Source organism: Halopseudomonas litoralis (assembly GCF_900105005.1).
In the GTDB taxonomy this organism is placed as follows: Bacteria; Pseudomonadota; Gammaproteobacteria; order Pseudomonadales; family Pseudomonadaceae; genus Halopseudomonas; species Halopseudomonas litoralis.
Genome location: NZ_LT629748.1, coordinates 997428 through 1013597 on the forward strand (window position 1 = coordinate 997428; position 16170 = coordinate 1013597).

Annotated in this window: 26 protein-coding genes; 11 read left to right on the plus strand and 15 right to left on the minus strand. The window is 58.6% G+C overall.

Annotated elements, in window-relative coordinates; translation table 11 throughout:
• Position 1: 1 nt before the first annotated feature.
• Complete coding sequence (rssC, locus tag BLU11_RS04880; RefSeq protein WP_090276259.1) at positions 2-487, plus strand: anti-sigma factor antagonist RssC; 486 nt, start codon at positions 2-4, stop codon at positions 485-487.
• Here rssC and tal read toward each other — a convergent pair.
• Together tal and dusA are read right to left on the minus strand one after the other, a co-directional pair.
• On the minus strand, positions 476-1426 hold the full coding sequence (gene tal, locus BLU11_RS04885) for a transaldolase (RefSeq protein WP_090272306.1): 951 nt from the start codon (positions 1424-1426) through the stop codon (positions 476-478). The two genes, rssC and tal, sit on opposite strands and share 12 nt — an antisense overlap.
• A 43-nt stretch (positions 1427-1469) precedes the next feature.
• The gene (dusA, locus tag BLU11_RS04890; protein WP_090272307.1) at positions 1470-2516 is read right to left on the minus strand and encodes a tRNA dihydrouridine(20/20a) synthase DusA; all 1047 of its coding nucleotides are present in this window, start codon (positions 2514-2516) and stop codon (positions 1470-1472) included.
• Positions 2517-2613: 97 nt separating this feature from the next.
• Between dusA and BLU11_RS04895 the strand changes: the two genes are divergently transcribed.
• On the plus strand, positions 2614-3741 hold the full coding sequence (locus BLU11_RS04895; RefSeq protein WP_090272308.1) for a site-specific integrase: 1128 nt from the start codon (positions 2614-2616) through the stop codon (positions 3739-3741).
• Between the two features lie 8 nt (positions 3742-3749).
• Here BLU11_RS04895 and BLU11_RS04900 read toward each other — a convergent pair whose 3' ends face one another.
• The 13 genes from BLU11_RS04900 to BLU11_RS04960 form a co-directional block, all read right to left on the minus strand.
• A complete protein-coding gene (locus tag BLU11_RS04900) occupies positions 3750-4028 on the minus strand; it encodes a pyocin activator PrtN family protein (RefSeq protein WP_090272309.1) in 279 nt (92 codons plus the stop codon).
• Complete coding sequence (locus tag BLU11_RS04905; protein WP_090272310.1) at positions 4025-5521, minus strand: DNA cytosine methyltransferase; 1497 nt, start codon at positions 5519-5521, stop codon at positions 4025-4027. The genes BLU11_RS04900 and BLU11_RS04905 overlap by 4 nt, the downstream gene beginning before the upstream one ends.
• Positions 5518-5700, minus strand: a complete 183-nt coding sequence (locus BLU11_RS04910) for a hypothetical protein (protein ID WP_090272311.1) — start codon at positions 5698-5700, stop codon at positions 5518-5520. The genes BLU11_RS04905 and BLU11_RS04910 overlap by 4 nt, the downstream gene beginning before the upstream one ends.
• Entirely contained in the window at positions 5697-5909 is a 213-nt protein-coding gene (locus BLU11_RS04915) for a hypothetical protein (RefSeq protein WP_090272312.1), read from the minus strand. Before BLU11_RS04915 ends, BLU11_RS04910 begins: the two co-directional genes overlap by 4 nt.
• Positions 5906-6454, minus strand: coding sequence for a hypothetical protein (locus BLU11_RS04920; protein ID WP_090272313.1), 549 nt, complete (start codon positions 6452-6454; stop codon positions 5906-5908). The genes BLU11_RS04915 and BLU11_RS04920 overlap by 4 nt, the downstream gene beginning before the upstream one ends.
• A 53-nt stretch (positions 6455-6507) precedes the next feature.
• Positions 6508-7335 (minus strand): DUF2303 family protein, encoded by an 828-nt coding sequence (locus BLU11_RS04925; protein ID WP_090272314.1) that lies wholly within the window; start codon positions 7333-7335, stop codon positions 6508-6510.
• Positions 7336-7365: 30 nt separating this feature from the next.
• A complete protein-coding gene (locus BLU11_RS04930) occupies positions 7366-7710 on the minus strand; it encodes a hypothetical protein (protein WP_090272315.1) in 345 nt (114 codons plus the stop codon).
• Positions 7707-8003 carry a pyocin activator PrtN family protein gene (locus BLU11_RS04935; protein ID WP_090272316.1) on the minus strand — a complete coding sequence of 99 codons (297 nt, stop codon included), beginning with the start codon at positions 8001-8003 and terminating at the stop codon, positions 7707-7709. The genes BLU11_RS04930 and BLU11_RS04935 overlap by 4 nt, the downstream gene beginning before the upstream one ends.
• Positions 8000-8287: a phage antirepressor KilAC domain-containing protein gene (locus BLU11_RS04940; protein ID WP_090272317.1), complete on the minus strand. Its 288-nt coding sequence runs from the start codon at positions 8285-8287 to the stop codon at positions 8000-8002. The genes BLU11_RS04935 and BLU11_RS04940 overlap by 4 nt, the downstream gene beginning before the upstream one ends.
• Positions 8280-8504: a hypothetical protein gene (locus BLU11_RS04945; protein ID WP_090272318.1), complete on the minus strand. Its 225-nt coding sequence runs from the start codon at positions 8502-8504 to the stop codon at positions 8280-8282. The genes BLU11_RS04940 and BLU11_RS04945 overlap by 8 nt, the downstream gene beginning before the upstream one ends.
• Complete coding sequence (locus BLU11_RS04950; RefSeq protein WP_090272319.1) at positions 8501-8794, minus strand: hypothetical protein; 294 nt, start codon at positions 8792-8794, stop codon at positions 8501-8503. The genes BLU11_RS04945 and BLU11_RS04950 overlap by 4 nt, the downstream gene beginning before the upstream one ends.
• Positions 8791-8994: a hypothetical protein gene (locus tag BLU11_RS04955; RefSeq protein WP_090272320.1), complete on the minus strand. Its 204-nt coding sequence runs from the start codon at positions 8992-8994 to the stop codon at positions 8791-8793. Before BLU11_RS04955 ends, BLU11_RS04950 begins: the two co-directional genes overlap by 4 nt.
• A 135-nt stretch (positions 8995-9129) precedes the next feature.
• Positions 9130-9747, minus strand: coding sequence for a LexA family transcriptional regulator (locus tag BLU11_RS04960; protein ID WP_090272321.1), 618 nt, complete (start codon positions 9745-9747; stop codon positions 9130-9132).
• Positions 9748-9857: 110 nt separating this feature from the next.
• Between BLU11_RS04960 and BLU11_RS04965 the strand changes: the two genes are divergently transcribed.
• From BLU11_RS04965 to BLU11_RS05005, 9 genes are all read left to right on the plus strand, one after another.
• A complete protein-coding gene (locus BLU11_RS04965; protein ID WP_090272322.1) occupies positions 9858-10082 on the plus strand; it encodes a helix-turn-helix transcriptional regulator in 225 nt (74 codons plus the stop codon).
• A 318-nt stretch (positions 10083-10400) separates the two neighbouring features.
• Positions 10401-10883 (plus strand): phage regulatory CII family protein, encoded by a 483-nt coding sequence (locus BLU11_RS04970; RefSeq protein WP_090272323.1) that lies wholly within the window; start codon positions 10401-10403, stop codon positions 10881-10883.
• Positions 10876-11076 carry a TraR/DksA C4-type zinc finger protein gene (locus BLU11_RS04975; protein ID WP_090272324.1) on the plus strand — a complete coding sequence of 67 codons (201 nt, stop codon included), beginning with the start codon at positions 10876-10878 and terminating at the stop codon, positions 11074-11076. Before BLU11_RS04970 ends, BLU11_RS04975 begins: the two co-directional genes overlap by 8 nt.
• Positions 11076-12122: a PriCT-2 domain-containing protein gene (locus BLU11_RS04980; RefSeq protein ID WP_090272325.1), complete on the plus strand. Its 1047-nt coding sequence runs from the start codon at positions 11076-11078 to the stop codon at positions 12120-12122. Before BLU11_RS04975 ends, BLU11_RS04980 begins: the two co-directional genes overlap by 1 nt.
• Positions 12119-13897, plus strand: coding sequence for a primase-helicase family protein (locus BLU11_RS04985; RefSeq protein ID WP_090272326.1), 1779 nt, complete (start codon positions 12119-12121; stop codon positions 13895-13897). Before BLU11_RS04980 ends, BLU11_RS04985 begins: the two co-directional genes overlap by 4 nt.
• A 308-nt stretch (positions 13898-14205) precedes the next feature.
• Positions 14206-14745, plus strand: coding sequence for a hypothetical protein (locus tag BLU11_RS04990; RefSeq protein WP_090272327.1), 540 nt, complete (start codon positions 14206-14208; stop codon positions 14743-14745).
• A 284-nt stretch (positions 14746-15029) separates the two neighbouring features.
• Positions 15030-15401: a chemotaxis protein gene (locus BLU11_RS04995; RefSeq protein WP_090272328.1), complete on the plus strand. Its 372-nt coding sequence runs from the start codon at positions 15030-15032 to the stop codon at positions 15399-15401.
• Complete coding sequence (locus BLU11_RS05000) at positions 15401-15730, plus strand: hypothetical protein (RefSeq protein WP_090272329.1); 330 nt, start codon at positions 15401-15403, stop codon at positions 15728-15730. The genes BLU11_RS04995 and BLU11_RS05000 overlap by 1 nt, the downstream gene beginning before the upstream one ends.
• The gene (locus tag BLU11_RS05005; RefSeq protein ID WP_090272330.1) at positions 15727-16059 is read left to right on the plus strand and encodes an HNH endonuclease; all 333 of its coding nucleotides are present in this window, start codon (positions 15727-15729) and stop codon (positions 16057-16059) included. The genes BLU11_RS05000 and BLU11_RS05005 overlap by 4 nt, the downstream gene beginning before the upstream one ends.
• The last annotated feature ends 111 nt before the right edge of the window (positions 16060-16170 follow it).

Genomic DNA, 16170 nt, shown 5'->3' on the forward strand with positions numbered 1-16170 from the left:
GATGACCACAGGCAGGATTCAGTTCGCTGAATCCGAAGGTACTTTTGTTCTCAAATTCATTGGCGATGTGCGCCTGACCTTGTGTGCGGCTCTTGATGCCTATATCGAAAAGATCTTCAGCGCACTGAGCTTCCAGTCCATCGTCATCGATCTGACCGAAACTCACGGGATTGACAGCACCTCACTGGGGCTGCTGGCCAAACTGTCCATTCTCTCCAATAATCGGGTCGGGCTGCTGCCGACGCTCGTTTCCACTCATGCCGACATGAATCGACTGCTGCAGAGCATGGGGTTTGATCAGATCTTCAACATCGTGGCCGAATCCACGCCTACCGATACCGAGCTGCAGGATCTGCCCGGGCAGATGTTGTCCGAAGATCAGGTAAAAGGGCGGGTGCTGGAGGCGCATCGCATTCTGATGGACCTCAACGAGCATAACCGCGCCGCCTTCACCGATCTGGTCGACACTCTCGAATCAAGCTGTTGACGCGACCCGTTCGGCCAGCAATTTCTCCAGTTTGAGTTGGTCTGCGGCAAAGGCACGGATGCCCTCTGCCAGTTTTTCCGTCGCCATGGCATCTTCATTGTGCGCCCAGCGAAATCCAGACTCATCCAGCAGTTGCTGCGGGTCTTCCGAAGGGCTGCTCAACAGGCCCGACGGGGTCAATGGGTCAGATTCTTCAGCCAGTTGCTGCAACAGGGAAGGGCTGATAGTCAGGCGATCGCAACCGCACAACGATTCGATCTGGCCAATATTGCGGAAGCTGGCGCCCATCACCACGGTGGCGTACATATGCTGCTTGTAGTAGCGGAAAATGCGCGCCACTGATTGCACGCCCGGGTCGTCAGCACCCTGGTAATCCACGCCGTCGCGCTGTTTGTGCCAGTCATAGATTCTGCCGACGAAGGGCGAAATGAGAAACACACCGGCGTCGGCACAGGCCTGGGCCTGGGCGAAAGAGAACAGCAGCGTGAGATTGCACTGGATGCCTTCGCGCTCGAGCTCCGCAGCAGCCTGGATGCCTTCCCAGGTGGCGGCAATCTTGATCAGTACCCGGTCGCGGGTCACCCCAGCCTGTTCATAGAGAGCAATCAGCTTGTGCGCCTTGTCGAGAGTCGCAGCGCGGTCGAATGACAGGCGCGCATCGACTTCCGTGGAGACCCGGCCCGGCACCAGTTTGATGATTTCACTGCCGACCGCCACGGCAAAGTGGTCGCAGGCGTCGGTAATCTGCTGATAGCTGCCGGAGGCCTGTTGCAATGCCTGGTCCAGCAAATACGCGTAGTCAGACTGTTGCGCGGCCTTCAGCAGAAGTGAAGGATTGGTAGTGGCATCCACGGGTTGCAGTGTGCGAATGGCATCGATATCGCCGGTGTCGGCGACAATCAGCGTGTGCTGACGGAGACTGTCCAGTTTGCTTGTCATGATGGCCTGAGGAGGTTGCGAAGAAAGTGTCTTCGACCTTACCTCAAGCTTGTTGCAGTGAGCAATCCTGGGATTGCATGCGTGCGGTCATATCGGTGACCAAGCGGTCATAGAGTTCAAGCGGTTGGTCGGTGCGGTGGATTTCGGTGCTCAACTGTCGGCGGAAATACCGCGCGCCCGGCAGTCCCTGAAACAATCCGAGTATATGCCGGGTAATGTGATGCATCACGCCGCCTTGCTCGATATGTGCAACAATGTAGGGCCGTAGTGCCTCAAGTACCTGAATACGACTGAGTACTGGCGTTTCGTCCGCATAGAATCGTCTGTCTACTTCGACCATCAAGTAGGGATTGTGATAGGCCTCGCGGCCTACCATCACGCCGTCCAGTATCTGCAAGTGCTGCTGCATGGCATCCAGGTCGGTCAGTCCGCCATTGAGAATGATCTCAAGCTGCGGAAAATCAGCCTTCAACTGATGCACTACCTCGTAGCGCAACGGGGGGATGTCGCGGTTTTCCTTGGGTGACAGACCTTCCAGGATCGCTATACGGGCATGCACGATAAAGGTATCGCAGCCTGCTTCCTGGACCTGACCGACAAAATCACACAGCTCCCCATAGCTGTCGCGGCCATTGATGCCGATTCGATGTTTTACTGTGACTGGCAGGCTGCAACTATCCAGCATCGCCTTGACGCCATCGGCTACCAGTGCCGGATGACCCATCAGGCAGGCGCCGATCAGATTGTTCTGCACTCGGTCACTGGGACAGCCGACATTCAGATTCACTTCGGCAAAACCAGCCTGTTCAGCCAGTTGAGCGCACTCAGCGAGTTCCTGTACATTGCTGCCGCCCAATTGCAGCGCCAGCGGCTGCTCCCCGGCGCTGTAGCCCAGCAGGCGCGAGCGGTCGCCATGCAGAACTGCACCCGTGGTGACCATCTCGGTGTACAGCAGGGCGTGCCGGCTGATAAGACGGGCAAAGTAGCGGTAATGGGCGTCAGTCCAGTCCATCATCGGGGCCACGCTGAACCGTCTATTCGGGCCGGGCCGCGTGATTGCTGGGTTTGATGGGGTTTTTGGCTCTGTCATGATTGTCTCGTTTACGCTTGTTTACTACTGTTTACGCCTATTTATTACACGCCGTTGCTACAATGTAGCAATCACAAAACGGAATGTAGCAAACGCCATGGGCACGATCAGCAGCAGACAAAAGAAAGATGGTTCAACCAGCCACACGGCGCAGATCCGGATCATGCGCAACGGGAAGCGAGTTTATCAGGAAAGCCAAACCTTTGATCGGAAGCCTGCTGCAAAAGCGTGGATGAAGAAGCGGGAGGTGGAGCTGGGTGAGCCTGGTGCGCTTGAACGAGCTATGCGGCAGGGCGTGACGCTGAGGGAGATGGTTTACCAGTACCTGGAGCAGTATGAAAAAGTGCGGCCCCTTGGATCGACCAAGCGCTTCACGCTGAAGGCCATTGCCGCGAGCTGGCTGGGTGATGTACTGGACTGTGATCTAACCAGCCAGAAACTGGTGGAATATGGTGTTTGGCGTACGAGTGACGAGGGTGGCGGCGTTCAACCCCAGACCGTCGGTAACGATCTTTCACACCTGGGAGCGGTAATGGCCGTGGCTCGCCCGGCTTGGGGCTATGATATCGATCCGCATGCCATGGCCGATGCGCGAAAGGTTTTGCGGCGCATGGGGCTATCGGCATCATCCAGCGAACGGAATCGCCGTCCCGAACTGGAAGAGTTGGATCGTTTGCTGACGCATTTCAGTGAGTTGCAGCTACGCCGCCCCACATCGATCAACATGCTGAAGGTGGTAGGGTTTGCGCTGTTCTCCACCCGCAGACAGGAAGAGATCACCCGCATCCGGTGGGCTGATGTTGATGATGCGCATCAGCGAGTACTGGTTCGTGATATGAAAAACCCAGGCCAGAAGATCGGCAATGATGTCTGGTGTTCCCTGCCCGATGAAGCCTGGGCCATACTCCAGAGTATGCCGCGGACATGCGATGAGATATTCCCCTACAACTCAGATTCAATCAGCGCAGCCTGGACGCGGACCTGCAAGTTTCTCAATATCACCGACCTGCGCTTCCATGACCTGCGTCATGAGGGAGTTAGTCGGTTGTTTGAGATGGGTTGGGATATTCCCAGGGTATCCAGCGTGTCAGGGCACCGGGATTGGAACTCGCTGCGACGCTATACGCATCTGCAGCGGAGGGGGAATCGATTCGAGGGATGGGAATGGCTGCAGAAGATTGTGGACGCCCCAGTCGAGCTGGGGGCCAGAGTGAGAGGCTGGTGAGCAATTGCTCACCCCGCTTTCTTATACCTACCGTGCAGCTTGTCGTTCTCCGTCACGGCGCGCCTTCGCTGCTCGTCCAGATAGCTTGCCAAGTCCTGCAGGTGGACGCCTTTTGCTGCTTTCTGGCTGCCCTCAATGCGAGTGATAGGCAGGTCTATCTCTCCGACAGCGACCTTGCGCAGCAACTTCTCCGGCGTTAGATGCTGAAAGTAATCCTTGCAAACAACATCCAGCGGCACGATGGCCAGACCATCGTACTGCGCCATCAATAGAAATAGCGTATTCATGCCACCTCCTTCAAGCCCTGCTGCTCTGCCATATTCGCCCGCACCAGCGCCGCCGCCATTGGCGGACAAACGCTGTTGCCGCACATGCGTACCTGGGCCTTGATAGTGAGTGGCTTGCCGCCAGCGGTACGGTCATGGATGTAGTCAGCCGGGAATCCCTGCGCGGCGTAGAGCTCGTGGGGCGCGAGCATGCGCATGCCAATGTCGACGATCTGATAAGGCTCACCCTTTACCATGATCAATCCGTACCGGTCCTTGGTGGTGACGGTGTGCAGCGGCTCCTGCATGGTTTGGCCATCTCCGGTGCCGTAGTATTTGATCAGGAAGGCGCGGACCTCTCCGAAGTGACCACCGGTGGTGATGGTATGGATCGGTTCACGCAGATCCTGCCCGGTGCAGTTGTTGCGCAGCTTTAATAGGTGACTGGTTACCAGGGCGTTGTGGTCAGTTGCGGTGACGGTGTGCACAGGCTGGTCAATCCCACTCCCGGCTCCTGTGTAGTTCCCTCCGTAATGCTTGGCCAGAAATGAAGCAACTAGCTCATGCTTACCACCAGCACCTTTGGCGGTACCGAGATGCATCAGTGTCGGGGTGACCAAGGCGGTCCCCAGTATGCTGGTAATAGTCTGCAGCGGGTCATCGAGCGACTGCCCCCGAAAATAGTCATAGCCATGGTTGACCTTGACCAAGAACGGCGTCGGACTATCGATCACATAACGCTGGAGGCCTCTGGCAATCCGCCGCATAGTGTTCTCCGCCAGTGGCCGCTTCCGCTCGAAGATTGAAGGACAAGGCAGCGACCAGTCGATGATGTCGCCCGCTGTACGCCATGGCTTGAGCTGCTTCGCCTTCACCTCTGCGCCATTCGGATCGCCATGCGTAGCGGCTGGCCAACTGATGGGCAGGCCATCGCAACGGGCAACCAGAAACAGTCGTTTGCGAATGGTGGGCGCGCCATAGTCGCTGGCCCGCAGCTCTCGCCATTCGACTGCATAGCCGTGTTTGCGCAGGGCATTAACGAAGCTGGCGAAAGTGCGGCCCTTGTTATCCGGGCATGGGCGGCCGTCACTACCGATCGGCCCCCAAGTGACGAACTCCTCGACGTTCTCCAGCATGATTACGCGCGGCCGCACGGTAGCGGCATAGCGCAGAGCAACCCAGGCCAGCCCACGAATCTTCTTACTGACGGGAGTGCCGCCCTTGGCTTTGCTGAAATGCTTGCAGTCAGGACTGAACCAGCAAAGATCGACCGGGCGGCCGCCAGTGATGGTGCGGGGATCTATATCCCATACGCTTTCGCAAAAGTGCTTGGTATGGGGGTGGTTAACGTCGTGCATTGCAATGGCTTCGGGGTCGTGGTTGATGGCAATGTCCACTGGTCTGCCGAGTGCCATTTCAATACCTGTACTGGCTCCGCCCCCGCCGGCAAAGTTGTCGATGATCAGACCGCCGAAGTTGAATCCCGGCTGGGGGTGGAGGCGGTAGGCGTTCATACCAAGCTCCTCATGACGTGGATGTTTTCACGCAGGACGTTGATGGACCATTGGGCTCGGTCTTTCAGGTGCGGGTCGGTCACTCTCTCCAAGCGACTGATGCTTTGCTGGGCATCCCTGATGCTCCAAACCAGCTGGTCGTTAGTCATTTCCAGGTAAGGCAGCGGCTTATTTTTCATGTTCGCTCTCCCGAGCCCTCTTGGGGGTGGCTCTGCATAGCCGCGTCGATTGCGTCATGGCCTGCCTGCAGGTAGTCGTTCTCCTCACCCTCTGGCATCTCCCCGGCTGCCGCCTGCAACAACGCCGCCCGATACTGCCCCAGGCTCTGGAAGGTGGCTGCATAGCTGTCGTCGCTGATCAGTTTCGCCAATCTGGACTGGATGCTCATGCCGCGTCCTCCTTAACTTCATTCTTCGGGCGCAGGCGCTTGACCAGGTTGTCGCCTCGCAGTGCCAGCTCTCTTGCTTCACGGGCGTCGGCGAACTGCTGGGTGGCGTGCAGTGATGCGCCGCTGAGGCGCAGCTTGCCGGCCATGTCTTCAAGCAGCTGAATTTCATTCTGGGTGAGGGTGCAGTTGCGTAGGCGGGCTACTTCAGTATCGGCGGCTTCATTGCAGAACCGCAGTTCATCGCGCAGCACTCTGCTGTTGGCCTCTGCTTCTTGCTGAGCATTGCTCGCTTCTTTGAATTTTCGGGCATAAGTGCCAGTCACTTCCAGCAGCTCTTCTTGATGCCGTTGCGACTGGTCTTCCATTGCTCTGACAAAGTCTCGCTGACGTGCTGCAGCAGCTTTGCGTGATTCAACCAGTGCGCGGTGCCGATCGGCCGCGCTTGCCTGTTGGCCTCGGGTGTAGGCTTCGCGCGCGACGTACAGGACTATGACCAATGCCGTAAATAGGCCGATGCCGGTGGTCAAGATTTGGATTGTGTTCATGTGCTGTGTCTCCGCATAGGTGTGGCGGGCTGGTGAAGCCCGCCGGATGGTGGTTACTTGCCTGGATCGAAGCTACCCAGGGTGAGGTGGACGAAGCCGCCGATTTCAGCGGTGAGTACGGCCTTGAATTCCTGGGCGATCTCTTCCTCCTGCGCCTCCTGCTGCACCCAGCGGGCGACCAGCACCGGCTTGTCACCGGTGATCACGCTGAGGCGCAATGTAAAGGTGCGCTCCTCCAGCCCTTCGTAGGGCTTGATGGTGAACAGCAGGTCGTTCGGTTGCTGCTCGGCATGGGCCGCCTCGATCTGGTCCATGGCACTGCGGCCAGCACTGAAACTGCCCTCGGTGCTCGTGCGCTCGGCGGTGGCCTTGATGGTAATGGTACGGATCTTCTGCACGGCCACGCCGACGGGTATATCTTCGCCGTTGGTGCCGGTGACCTTGAGGTTGGTCGCCCAATCTTCCATCCACTCGGCCAGTTGGGTCTGGGTTACGCGTGAACCGGCGATGGCTCGCATGGCGGCATAGGCAGCGGTGGGCTTGAGCTTGATGGTGGCGGTATCGTCAGCGTGGCCAGGTGCGGCCTCGTCGCCAAGGTTGAAGATCACCTCGCAGCTCATGCTGTCTGCATCAATGAAGCCCGCTTCGGTGGCCGCGGTCTGATCGCCGCAGGTGCGGCGCTCTACATAGTTACAGAAGTCCGGCAGGCTGTTGGTCTTCATGCAGCTACGGAAGCGGGCGCGGTATTCGTGGAGGCGCTCCATATTCTGCACAGCATAATGCTCGGGCAGCAGAATGGCCGGGGTATGGGTGCCCAGCTCACGACCGGTGGCAGCTGCATGGGTGGCGGTGATCTGGTTCAAAGTGTCGATAGTCAACATTCGGTCAATTCCTTTCATTCAGTCGGTGGGTCAGGTGCGGGCGATAACCGGGGCGTCTTCGCTCTTGAAGAGTCCGGCGGTGGGGTTGTCGGCAAACAGCTTCAGCCCGTCTTTTGTCACGTGCATCGGAGTATCGAGTGCCAGATCCTCCCGCTTGGAGCCGCGTTTGGTCGGCTCGGTGTAATCCAGCTTGTGGGTGATCTTCACCTGGTGGCTTTCGCCGATCTGGCTCATTTCCAAGGTGATGACCACCTTGCCCTTCTTGCCGTTGTCGACCACCGCGCCGGCGACGGCGCTGAGGGCGGTGGCGAGCTGGTTGTTGAACACGCCAGCGTTGAGATTGGCGAGAAACTCGCCGGGATCTGTTGGTTTCATGGTGCTGTGTCTCCGTTGCTATTGAATGCCGGTAGGTGTCCGGCAGGTTGGGTGTTGCTTGGGTTGCGACTGAGCAGCCAGCGGGCCAAGTCGTCGAGGTAGACGACGGGGATGCCCTTGCGGCTGTGCAGGCGGGTGTATCTGAGCCGGATGCGTCCAAGGCGAATCTGTTTCAGAAGATGCTCTTCGCTGTTGATGTGCGGTAACCATTCGGCTCGCACCTCGTCCAGCGGCAGACAGGGCCGGTCATAGCGGCGGCGCAGTTGCTCCAGCGTGGCGGGAAGAGTAGTCATGCCGCCTCATCCATGTTCTTGATCTGCAGCCCCAGCTCGGCGGCCAGCCAGCGCACGCCCGCAGGCGTGACCATGGCAACGCTGTACAGTTGGCCATTGCCGTTGTTCCATAGTGGGTTTCGGGTGTGCTCTCGCAGCTCGGTCACGAAGCGGCCGGCGTCGATGTGCTGCTGGGCGGGCAGGCGCTGGTGGTCGAGGATATTGCGCTGCTTGAGCTCGCGGATCAGGCGGTTGCGTCCGGTGCCGAACAGCTTGGCAACGCGCGCCAGAGAATAGTTATGCATGGCGCAACTCCTGCCGCGCTTTCTCCGCGGCGTTCAGTGCCAGATCACTCAAGCGACTCCATTCATTCGTGGTGATAAATCCGCACCGCCGCGCGGCTTCCTGCCATGCCAGCGCTCCACCGAACAGGGTGCTGATCGTTTGTTGGTTATCTCCGCCGCGCCGCAACCGCGATAACGATGCGCGGATGCCGGTCATGTGCACGCTGTGGATGCTCATGCCGCACCCTCCAGCCGCCCGTTGGCGCAGTCTTCAATCCAGCTCTGTACCGACACCGACATTTTGCGCGCATCGGCCTTGGCGACTGACCAGCTGTGCCGGCTCCCGTGGATATGCAGGATCAGATGGATGGTGTACTGGCCCTGTTCGATAAGCAGGCTGAGCGGGACGATGTCCTCGATCTGTGTGGCATGACCGCGCCGCAGCACTCGATGGTTGAATGTTCCGTTCAGTGCCAGCTGGCTGGGTAGCAACTTGGTGCCGTGTTCGGATAGGTACAGGGGATTCATGCCGCTGACCCTCCGCCCCATGGGCCATGCTCTGGCGGTGTACTGCGGACCAAACTGGCGGCGAGTGGATTGCGGCCGGCCACGGCAATCAAGCCGGTGGCAGCGTGAATCTCACGGATGATCTGGGGGTTGGATGCCGCTGCCGGGTGCAGAAAGACCAGGCAGCGGGTTGCTGCGGGGTGGTGCTGTGCTGTGTCCATTTCGCGATCCCTTGGTGAGTGGGTACGCGATTAATATTACGATATGTTCTGGTTTAGTCAATACAAAACGTAATTTAACTTACAGAGAACACTAAAAAGCCCGCCGAAGCGGGCTTGGTTTGTAAGGCTGGTATTTCAATACCTGATTTTGCTAGGAGCGACGATGCCTCCAACATGGTGTATCTGCTCAACTTCCTCGCTTGGTATCGTCACGCGGCCGTATGTGCCGTTGACTGCCATCAGGCTTACTTCGCGGTCGTTAATGTAGAGCAGTTCCTTGACCATGCATTGACCATCAATCGTCCGCACCATCACGTATTCACTGGGCACAAGCTCTCGGTTAGGCTCGCACCATACTACCCACCCGCTGCGAATGGCTGGCATCATAGATTCGCCTTTAACACGCAATGCATAGGCGTCTGGATCACTGCTGGGAACGTCAACGCTGCCATCGTCGGCTGACAGCGCTTCCCAATATCCTTCGGGGCCCAACTGAGCACATCCTTTTATATGAACGGTTTGCCAGCTTTTGGTGAACTCTGGGCCAGGTACCAACGCGTCTCCAGCTTGATACTCGAGCGGCGGCAAGCCTAGGTAGGCTAGTAACTGATTGATGACTTCCAGCTTTGGCTCGCGCCTGCCTTTTAGCCAATGGGCAATGGCGCCCTGGGTAACGCCCAGCTGCTCCGCCAATTTTTCCTGGCTTATCTTTTCCTGTTTCATCCGCGCTTGGGCGGCTTCATACCATTTCATGCCGCAATATTACGCGCTGTAGTATTTCGGGCAATCGACATATTGTAATATCTCTTGCGCGGTATTATTACAGTATGTATGATTTCCTCATAGTTCGTACGGAGGCACATATGAGTGCACTTACCAAGGCCCGGAAAAAGGCAGGCTTGACCCAGCGGGAGCTGGCTTCTCGCCTCGGCCTGACGCAGGGCGCCATTGCGCATTACGAGGCGGGCCGCCGTGTGCCGCGGCTGGATGATTGCCGCCGCATTGTTGCTGCATTCAATGAGCATGGATTGGCCTGCAACCTGGAAGAAGTTTTTCCTGAAACCAGCCGGCCCGAAAGGGCAGCCTGAATCACAACCCGCCGTGGGACACAGCACACGGAGCATTCAGCGGCGGGGGCCGGGTCGGAAGCCTCACCAGCAGTCCGACCCGGCCAAGGGGGGAGTAACCCTAAATAAGAACAACCGGTCTGCCGCCTTGGCGTCAGACTAAATAAGTGAAGGGCGGGGTTTCCCCAACCCTTCGAACCCGGAGCACGGCACCACCCGTTTGCTCCTCAACCAGCGGCCCTGCGAAGACACAGCAGTCAACTAGGGGGCCGCTAGCTGTACCCACATGATAGGCGATCGCCTGCATGTCGGCTACGGCGTTACAGGGGATTTAACGTCATGAGTCGCAAAGACCTTTTGCCGGACGCCGGTCCGGTGTTGACCCTGCGACAGGCGCTGTATCGGGCCTGCCGTGATTATCGGGGCGGTATCAATGCCGTGGCGCTGATGATGGGTATTGACCCTGATGCGCTGGCTAAAGCCGTTAACCCAAATGACAGCCGCCCCATGCGCCCGGAATGGATAGAAGAGATTCTGACCATGACCGGCGATACTCGCTTGATTGCTGCCCTGGTGCGTCCTGCCGGGGCGATCGCCTTTATCCCCGAGCCGGTAACGGCCGACGCCGCGACTCTGCGCGCCCTGGCGGGTACCTGCCGGGCGAAGGGTGACTTTGTTGAGTCGCTGCATCTGGGTAGTGCCGATGGCGTGTGGCAACCCCATGAAGTGGCCCTGCTCAAGCATCACGCAGCGGGGCTGATCAGCAGCATCCTGAGTATCGTTGCCGGCGCCGAGCAGGCCATGGAGGCCGACCATGGATGAGCGTGCATTCGAGATGGCACAAGAGCGCGAAGAAGCAGAGCGCGCAGCGGCCATCGAGCGCCGTGTGCGTTACGCGGGTGTGAGCCGGGAGCATTGCGCGGAGTGTGATGATCCGATACCTGCCAAGCGCCGCAACGCGATCCCTGGTGTGCAATGCTGCATTGAGTGCCAGGCACTCAAGGAGCGCCCGTAATGACTGACATGCCTGATATTACTCTGGATGATCTGCGTGGGCTGCTGGCCCATATCAGTGCTGACGACCGTGATACTTGGGTGCAGGTGGCCATGGGCGTCAAGGCCGAGTTCGGAGAAGGTGGTTTCGACGAGTGGGACAGTTGGAGTCAGACCGGGGCAGGCTATAAAGCTGCCGAGGCGCTATCGGTCTGGAAATCCTGCAAAGGCGGCAAGGTTGGTATTGGCACAGTGGTGCATCTGGCCAAGCAGGGTGGCTGGAAGCTGCGCAAGCAGGATCTGACCGCCGCTGAGCGTAAGCAGCGCAAGGCTGATCAGGATGCCAGGCGCAAGGCCCGGCAGGCTGAAATTGAAGCAGACGAAGCGCTGTCTCTGGCCATGCAACAGAAAATTCAGGAGGCCACACTGCGGCTGCTGGCTGAGTACACGACAGCCCGAGGCAAAAGTGAGTACCTGGACCGCAAAGGCGTTGCTGCCTTTGGTGTGCGTTTTGTCAGTAAGCCGGTTGTGCTGAGCATTGATGCGAAGCTGATGCGCTGCGATCTGTGGGCGGACGATGATATCCGCCACTTCTTCAGCGGATTGCCCAATCCGCGGCCGGACCATCACAGCTTCATGTTCCTCAAGCCGGGTACCTTCCTGATTCCATTGTCGGACCTGTCAGGGGCCGTATGGTCGTTCCAGAGCATCGCCCCGAATGGCAAGAAGCTGTTCCCCAAGTTTTCCCGCAAGCAAGGTTGTTGTTATTGGGTTGGCAAGGCCGACCCAATGCCAGTTATTGCTCTGGCGGAAGGGTATGCGACCGCCGCCTCTGTGTATCACGCGACCGAGTGGCCAACCGTTATGTGCGTGGATGTGGGCAATATGGTTGCCGTTGGTCGCCAGCTGCGTCAGCGGTACCGGGATGCAGTGATCATGATCGCCGGTGATGATGATCCAACAACCAAGGACAATCCCGGACGCACAAAAGCCGAAGCCCTGGCTGCAGAGATCGGGGCAGTGGCCGTCTTCCCCAAGTTGCCAGAGCAGGGGAGTGAAGCCGCGTGAATGATGCTCAGAAGTTAGATTGGAATGATCTCCATGTGCAGCATGGGCTGGACGTAGTACGAGAGCAGTTGATGGCCGCTGCGGCGAATGAACCCATGGTACGCCTTGCCGGGCTACCGGATGCGCCTGAGCCAGATGCGAGCCTTCCCTCGGCCCCATCAACCGAAGATCCCGCCGCCGATGCGGCATCACCAACTGAGGGGGCCGGGGAGAGCGGCTGGACGCTGGACAAGGTTAAAGCCCGGTTTGCCCTGGTGGAAGGCGAAACCAAGGTATTCGACTTGCATCGCAAGGCGATCATCAAAAAGACAGCGTTCCTCGCAATGACTGGCAAGGTGATCGGCAATGCCTGGTTTGATCTGCCCAGCAAAAAGGGTATTGATGGCGAGCATGCCAAGCGGCTTGAGACAGACGCAAAGCTGGGTGCACGGTTGCGTCGCTCCGCCAACGGAACTGAGGGTGCGGACCCTTTCTGGCGGTATGTGCTGCTGGACGGGACTCAGGATATTTATGACCGCTATCTGCGGCAGCGTTTGCCCGCCGGCGCGGTTAAACTGGCGCTGGGTGATGGGTTTTCGCTATGGCAGAACTCAGATCAGCGGCGGTCCATTCCTTCTGCCAACCTGGTGTTCGATCCCTGCATGACCGAGCCGCCTGCTGATGTGATCAATACCTATGACGGTCTGCCACTTACTCCCAGTACTGATCTGGAACGATGCCAAGGCATCATCTGGATGGTCAATTTCCTGTGCAATGGTCAGCAGGATGCGATTCAGTGGCTGACGCGCTGGTTGGCCTATCCATTGCAAAAGGTGGGGGCCAAAATGGATACGGCCGTGCTCATGCACTCGACTATGGAAGGTTCGGGCAAGTCGCTGCTTTTCGGTGATATTATGCGACCCATCTATGGCGAGTACGGCGCCACAGTGGGGCAGGTGCAGCTGGAAAGCGCGTGGTCACAGTGGCAGTCCAACAAGTTGTATGGCTTGTTTGAGGAGGTTGTGAGCCGGGACCAGCGTTATAACCAGACGGGCAAGATCAAACACATGATCACCGGCAAGTCTGTGCGCATTGAGTCCAAGTTCATGAACGGTTGGGAAGAGGCGAACTATATGAACGCTGTATTCCTGTCCAACGAGATCCTGCCTTGGCCCATTGGCGAGAACGACCGGCGGATGCTGGTGTTGTGGCCGGAACTGACTTTGCCGGTGAAGGCGCAGAAGCGGATCGGCTGGGAGCTGGCCAACGGCGGCATCGAGGCGTTCTACCAGTATTTGCTGGACTATGACCTGGGTGACTTTAACGAGCGGACACGGCCTCCCCACACCCCAGCCAGACAGCGACTGGTTGAACTGAGCCGTGCGGCCTGGGAAACATTCTATTACCAGTGGCAGAAGGGTGAGTTGGGTGTACCATTTACCCTCTGCCGCACACAGGACGTGCACGGGCTGTATCTGGAATGGTGCGCCAGGGGCAAAGAGCATGGGCTGAGCGAGACAAAGCTGAGCCTGTTCCTGTCGACCAAGCCCGATACCTTCAAGTCATCAGGCCAGATATTCTGGACCGACGACTTTAAGAACCGAAGGCGTAGCATCTTCTTTGTGCCGAAAGGGACGCCGCTGGAGCTGAACATCTCATCCGCTGCGGATGTTGGTAGAGCCGTGCGGGACTGGCGTATAGCGGCCTGGAAGGCTGGCTGGTCGCCTGAGAAGTGGGAGAACTGCCTGGGCTTTTCGGCGCCCATGGCCGCCGAAAGGAGCAGCTCAGATGCCTGATTACCTGTCCTGGGTGTCTAGGGTTGCGATAGGGTTGCACTTTTCAACCCTAGACAGATTACACCCCTCTATTTCGCGGGTCTCCGCCACCTGTCCGGGGTGTCTAGGGTTAGGCGCGGGCGCGCGTGCGTATGTATATAAAAGCCTTTCACCTATTGTTTTCTCATGCGTGAGCAAATAACCCTATCAACCCTAGACACCCTAGACAAAAGATTGAATGTTATTGTTTTTAAAGGGTTTTTAATGTCTAGGGTGTGTCTAGGGTTGGCCGTTTTCTGTCTAGGGTTGGTTTCTGCGAGGGTTAAGCCATGATCGAGTTTGTTGAAGAGCTGTTGCTGGCATGGGGTCATGAGCAGGTATGCCCAAGCACCGAGGTGGGTATCCCCAGCCCTCTGGGCCAGATGGATGAAGTCGCTGCTGGTACCGGTGGCCATCGCTGCCTGTCGCTGACCGAGCAGTATGCTGCAGCGGATCGTCGAGTGCTGGCAGTGGAGCAGGCGCTGCGGGACATCGTGAGCGGCCTGGGGCTCGTAGGACGGCAGCTGGATAACCTGGCTGATGTGCGGTATGCCCGCAAGCCGTCGTTGCCGTTGGTGGTTCAGTGGGAGCGGCTGGGCATATCGCGGAATACCTACCGCGCTCGATTGGATCGGCTGCATGTGGAGATCGCTGCCCGGTACCCAGACCTGGAAGGCGTGATCACCCGACTGGAAGCTGAGCTGCCCGCCGCCATGGCCAGACAGGCTTGGGTTGATAAGGCCCGCAAGGCGGCAGAGAAGGCGGCCCGGCAAGCGCAGAAGCGGCAATGCGACTGCTCGCTGTGCCAAGTTCGGCGGCAAGCGAGCTAGCTGCAAGGGGTAACCATTTAAACCGCTCGTCGGCAAATAAAGAGCATTAGCAGAGCATTGATGGAGCATTGACGGAGCATTCAGGGAGCGGCTTTTTTTGGGTGTTTACGCCCCTGGGCCTCGGGTAGTACAAAGGCTCCATGATTTCATAGGTGCGCCCGCAAGAGGCACCAGACAACGGAGCTGTGTCATGACTGGCTTCCCCGGCCAGTCCGCCCCGCAAGGGGCACCCATTCAATAAAGCCCTGGCCTCGGTCGGGGCTTTTGCATTTCTGGAGCATCCGATGGACCCAACCGACCTCGGACCGGGCACAGCCAGTTGGCTGGGCGGAACCGGAACCGTATTGCTGGGTGGCTTTCTCTGGCTGAGAAAGTTTCTCGCTGACCAGAACACAGCCCGTGTGATGGACAACGCCGACATCGGTACCGTGCGCCGGCTGAACGAGCTGCTCGATTCTGAGCGTGCTGCTCGAAAGGAGGCGGAAGCCCGCGCCGACCAATTCGCGAAGGAGCGCAACGAACTTGCTACCGCAGTGGGCCGGATGGAAGGGAAGATCGAAGCCCTGTCTGGTCAGGTCGCACAACTTACCGAGAAAGTGACAAGCCAGAGCGCCGAGATAGGCCGGCTTCGATCGCAGCTTGGAGGTATGAGCTGATGGACAGAGTAGCAATGGAGTTCATTGCACGCAGGTGTTGGCGTAGGGCGGAAGCCTGGGTGATCGGGCTGCTGCTGATCGTTGGCGGCGGGATCTTCGGATACCAGATCAGCCAGTGGACATTGGCCAAGGCCTACATGGATCAAGTCTCCGAAGTGCGCAACGCCTACGACGAGGCCATCAAGCAGCGTGACATCCGGCTGGATGCGCTGACACGCCTGACGGGGACCGCGGCCAGCAAAGCAACTGAGGCGGCCGTGAGTGCCAACCAGGCGGCAGGCAAGGCCGATGAGGCTATCAACCGGCTGGCTCCGGAAGCTGAGCAGTGACCACACCCACCAAGTCGCGTCCCTGGCGGCACCTGTACAACACCAAGCGCTGGAACAGACTGAGGTGGTACCAACTGCAGGGTGAGCCGTTGTGCCGCTTCTGCGCTGCGCTGGGCCACGTGACCGAGGCGACAGTGGTTGACCACAAGCAACCGCACAAGGGCGACGAGGAACTGTTCTTCGACCCCGAGAACCTGCAGTCGCTGTGCAAGACCTGCCACGACTCGACCAAGCAGCGGCAGGAGAAGTCCGGTTACCTGGCCGGCTGCGACGCCAACGGCTGGCCCCTCGACCCCAACTCGCACTGGAACCGTACCCCCGGGGGGTAGGCAAAAGTTCAGGAAGATCCGCACGAAGACCCCGCCCGATGGTTTTTACGCAACGCCGGGAAAAATGGGGGGGTCCCCCTTTGCGCATGAGTGCGCTGCTACGTGAAATTC

Excerpts from the sequence above, each read along its gene's own strand:
- BLU11_RS04900 (WP_090272309.1), bottom strand. The coding sequence starts at position 4,028 with ATGAATACGCTATTTCTATTGATGGCGCAGTACGATGGTCTGGCCATC.
- BLU11_RS04955 (WP_090272320.1), bottom strand. The coding sequence starts at position 8,994 with ATGGACACAGCACAGCACCACCCCGCAGCAACCCGCTGCCTGGTCTTT.
- BLU11_RS04965 (WP_090272322.1), top strand. The coding sequence starts at position 9,858 with ATGAGTGCACTTACCAAGGCCCGGAAAAAGGCAGGCTTGACCCAGCGG.
- BLU11_RS04950 (WP_090272319.1), bottom strand. The coding sequence starts at position 8,794 with ATGAATCCCCTGTACCTATCCGAACACGGCACCAAGTTGCTACCCAGC.
- BLU11_RS04980 (WP_090272325.1), top strand. The coding sequence starts at position 11,076 with ATGACTGACATGCCTGATATTACTCTGGATGATCTGCGTGGGCTGCTG.
- BLU11_RS04925 (WP_090272314.1), bottom strand. The coding sequence starts at position 7,335 with ATGTTGACTATCGACACTTTGAACCAGATCACCGCCACCCATGCAGCT.
- BLU11_RS04995 (WP_090272328.1), top strand. The coding sequence starts at position 15,030 with ATGGACCCAACCGACCTCGGACCGGGCACAGCCAGTTGGCTGGGCGGA.
- BLU11_RS04930 (WP_090272315.1), bottom strand. The coding sequence starts at position 7,710 with ATGAAACCAACAGATCCCGGCGAGTTTCTCGCCAATCTCAACGCTGGC.
- BLU11_RS04940 (WP_090272317.1), bottom strand. The coding sequence starts at position 8,287 with ATGCATAACTATTCTCTGGCGCGCGTTGCCAAGCTGTTCGGCACCGGA.
- BLU11_RS04895 (WP_090272308.1), top strand. The coding sequence starts at position 2,614 with ATGGGCACGATCAGCAGCAGACAAAAGAAAGATGGTTCAACCAGCCAC.
- BLU11_RS04960 (WP_090272321.1), bottom strand. The coding sequence starts at position 9,747 with ATGAAATGGTATGAAGCCGCCCAAGCGCGGATGAAACAGGAAAAGATA.
- BLU11_RS04935 (WP_090272316.1), bottom strand. The coding sequence starts at position 8,003 with ATGACTACTCTTCCCGCCACGCTGGAGCAACTGCGCCGCCGCTATGAC.
- BLU11_RS05000 (WP_090272329.1), top strand. The coding sequence starts at position 15,401 with ATGGACAGAGTAGCAATGGAGTTCATTGCACGCAGGTGTTGGCGTAGG.
- BLU11_RS04910 (WP_090272311.1), bottom strand. The coding sequence starts at position 5,700 with ATGAAAAATAAGCCGCTGCCTTACCTGGAAATGACTAACGACCAGCTG.
- BLU11_RS04975 (WP_090272324.1), top strand. The coding sequence starts at position 10,876 with ATGGATGAGCGTGCATTCGAGATGGCACAAGAGCGCGAAGAAGCAGAG.
- BLU11_RS04915 (WP_090272312.1), bottom strand. The coding sequence starts at position 5,909 with ATGAGCATCCAGTCCAGATTGGCGAAACTGATCAGCGACGACAGCTAT.
- BLU11_RS04945 (WP_090272318.1), bottom strand. The coding sequence starts at position 8,504 with ATGAGCATCCACAGCGTGCACATGACCGGCATCCGCGCATCGTTATCG.
- BLU11_RS04970 (WP_090272323.1), top strand. The coding sequence starts at position 10,401 with ATGAGTCGCAAAGACCTTTTGCCGGACGCCGGTCCGGTGTTGACCCTG.
- tal (WP_090272306.1), bottom strand. The coding sequence starts at position 1,426 with ATGACAAGCAAACTGGACAGTCTCCGTCAGCACACGCTGATTGTCGCC.
- rssC (WP_090276259.1), top strand. The coding sequence starts at position 2 with ATGACCACAGGCAGGATTCAGTTCGCTGAATCCGAAGGTACTTTTGTT.
- BLU11_RS04920 (WP_090272313.1), bottom strand. The coding sequence starts at position 6,454 with ATGAACACAATCCAAATCTTGACCACCGGCATCGGCCTATTTACGGCA.
- BLU11_RS04905 (WP_090272310.1), bottom strand. The coding sequence starts at position 5,521 with ATGAACGCCTACCGCCTCCACCCCCAGCCGGGATTCAACTTCGGCGGT.
- dusA (WP_090272307.1), bottom strand. The coding sequence starts at position 2,516 with ATGACAGAGCCAAAAACCCCATCAAACCCAGCAATCACGCGGCCCGGC.
- BLU11_RS04990 (WP_090272327.1), top strand. The coding sequence starts at position 14,206 with ATGATCGAGTTTGTTGAAGAGCTGTTGCTGGCATGGGGTCATGAGCAG.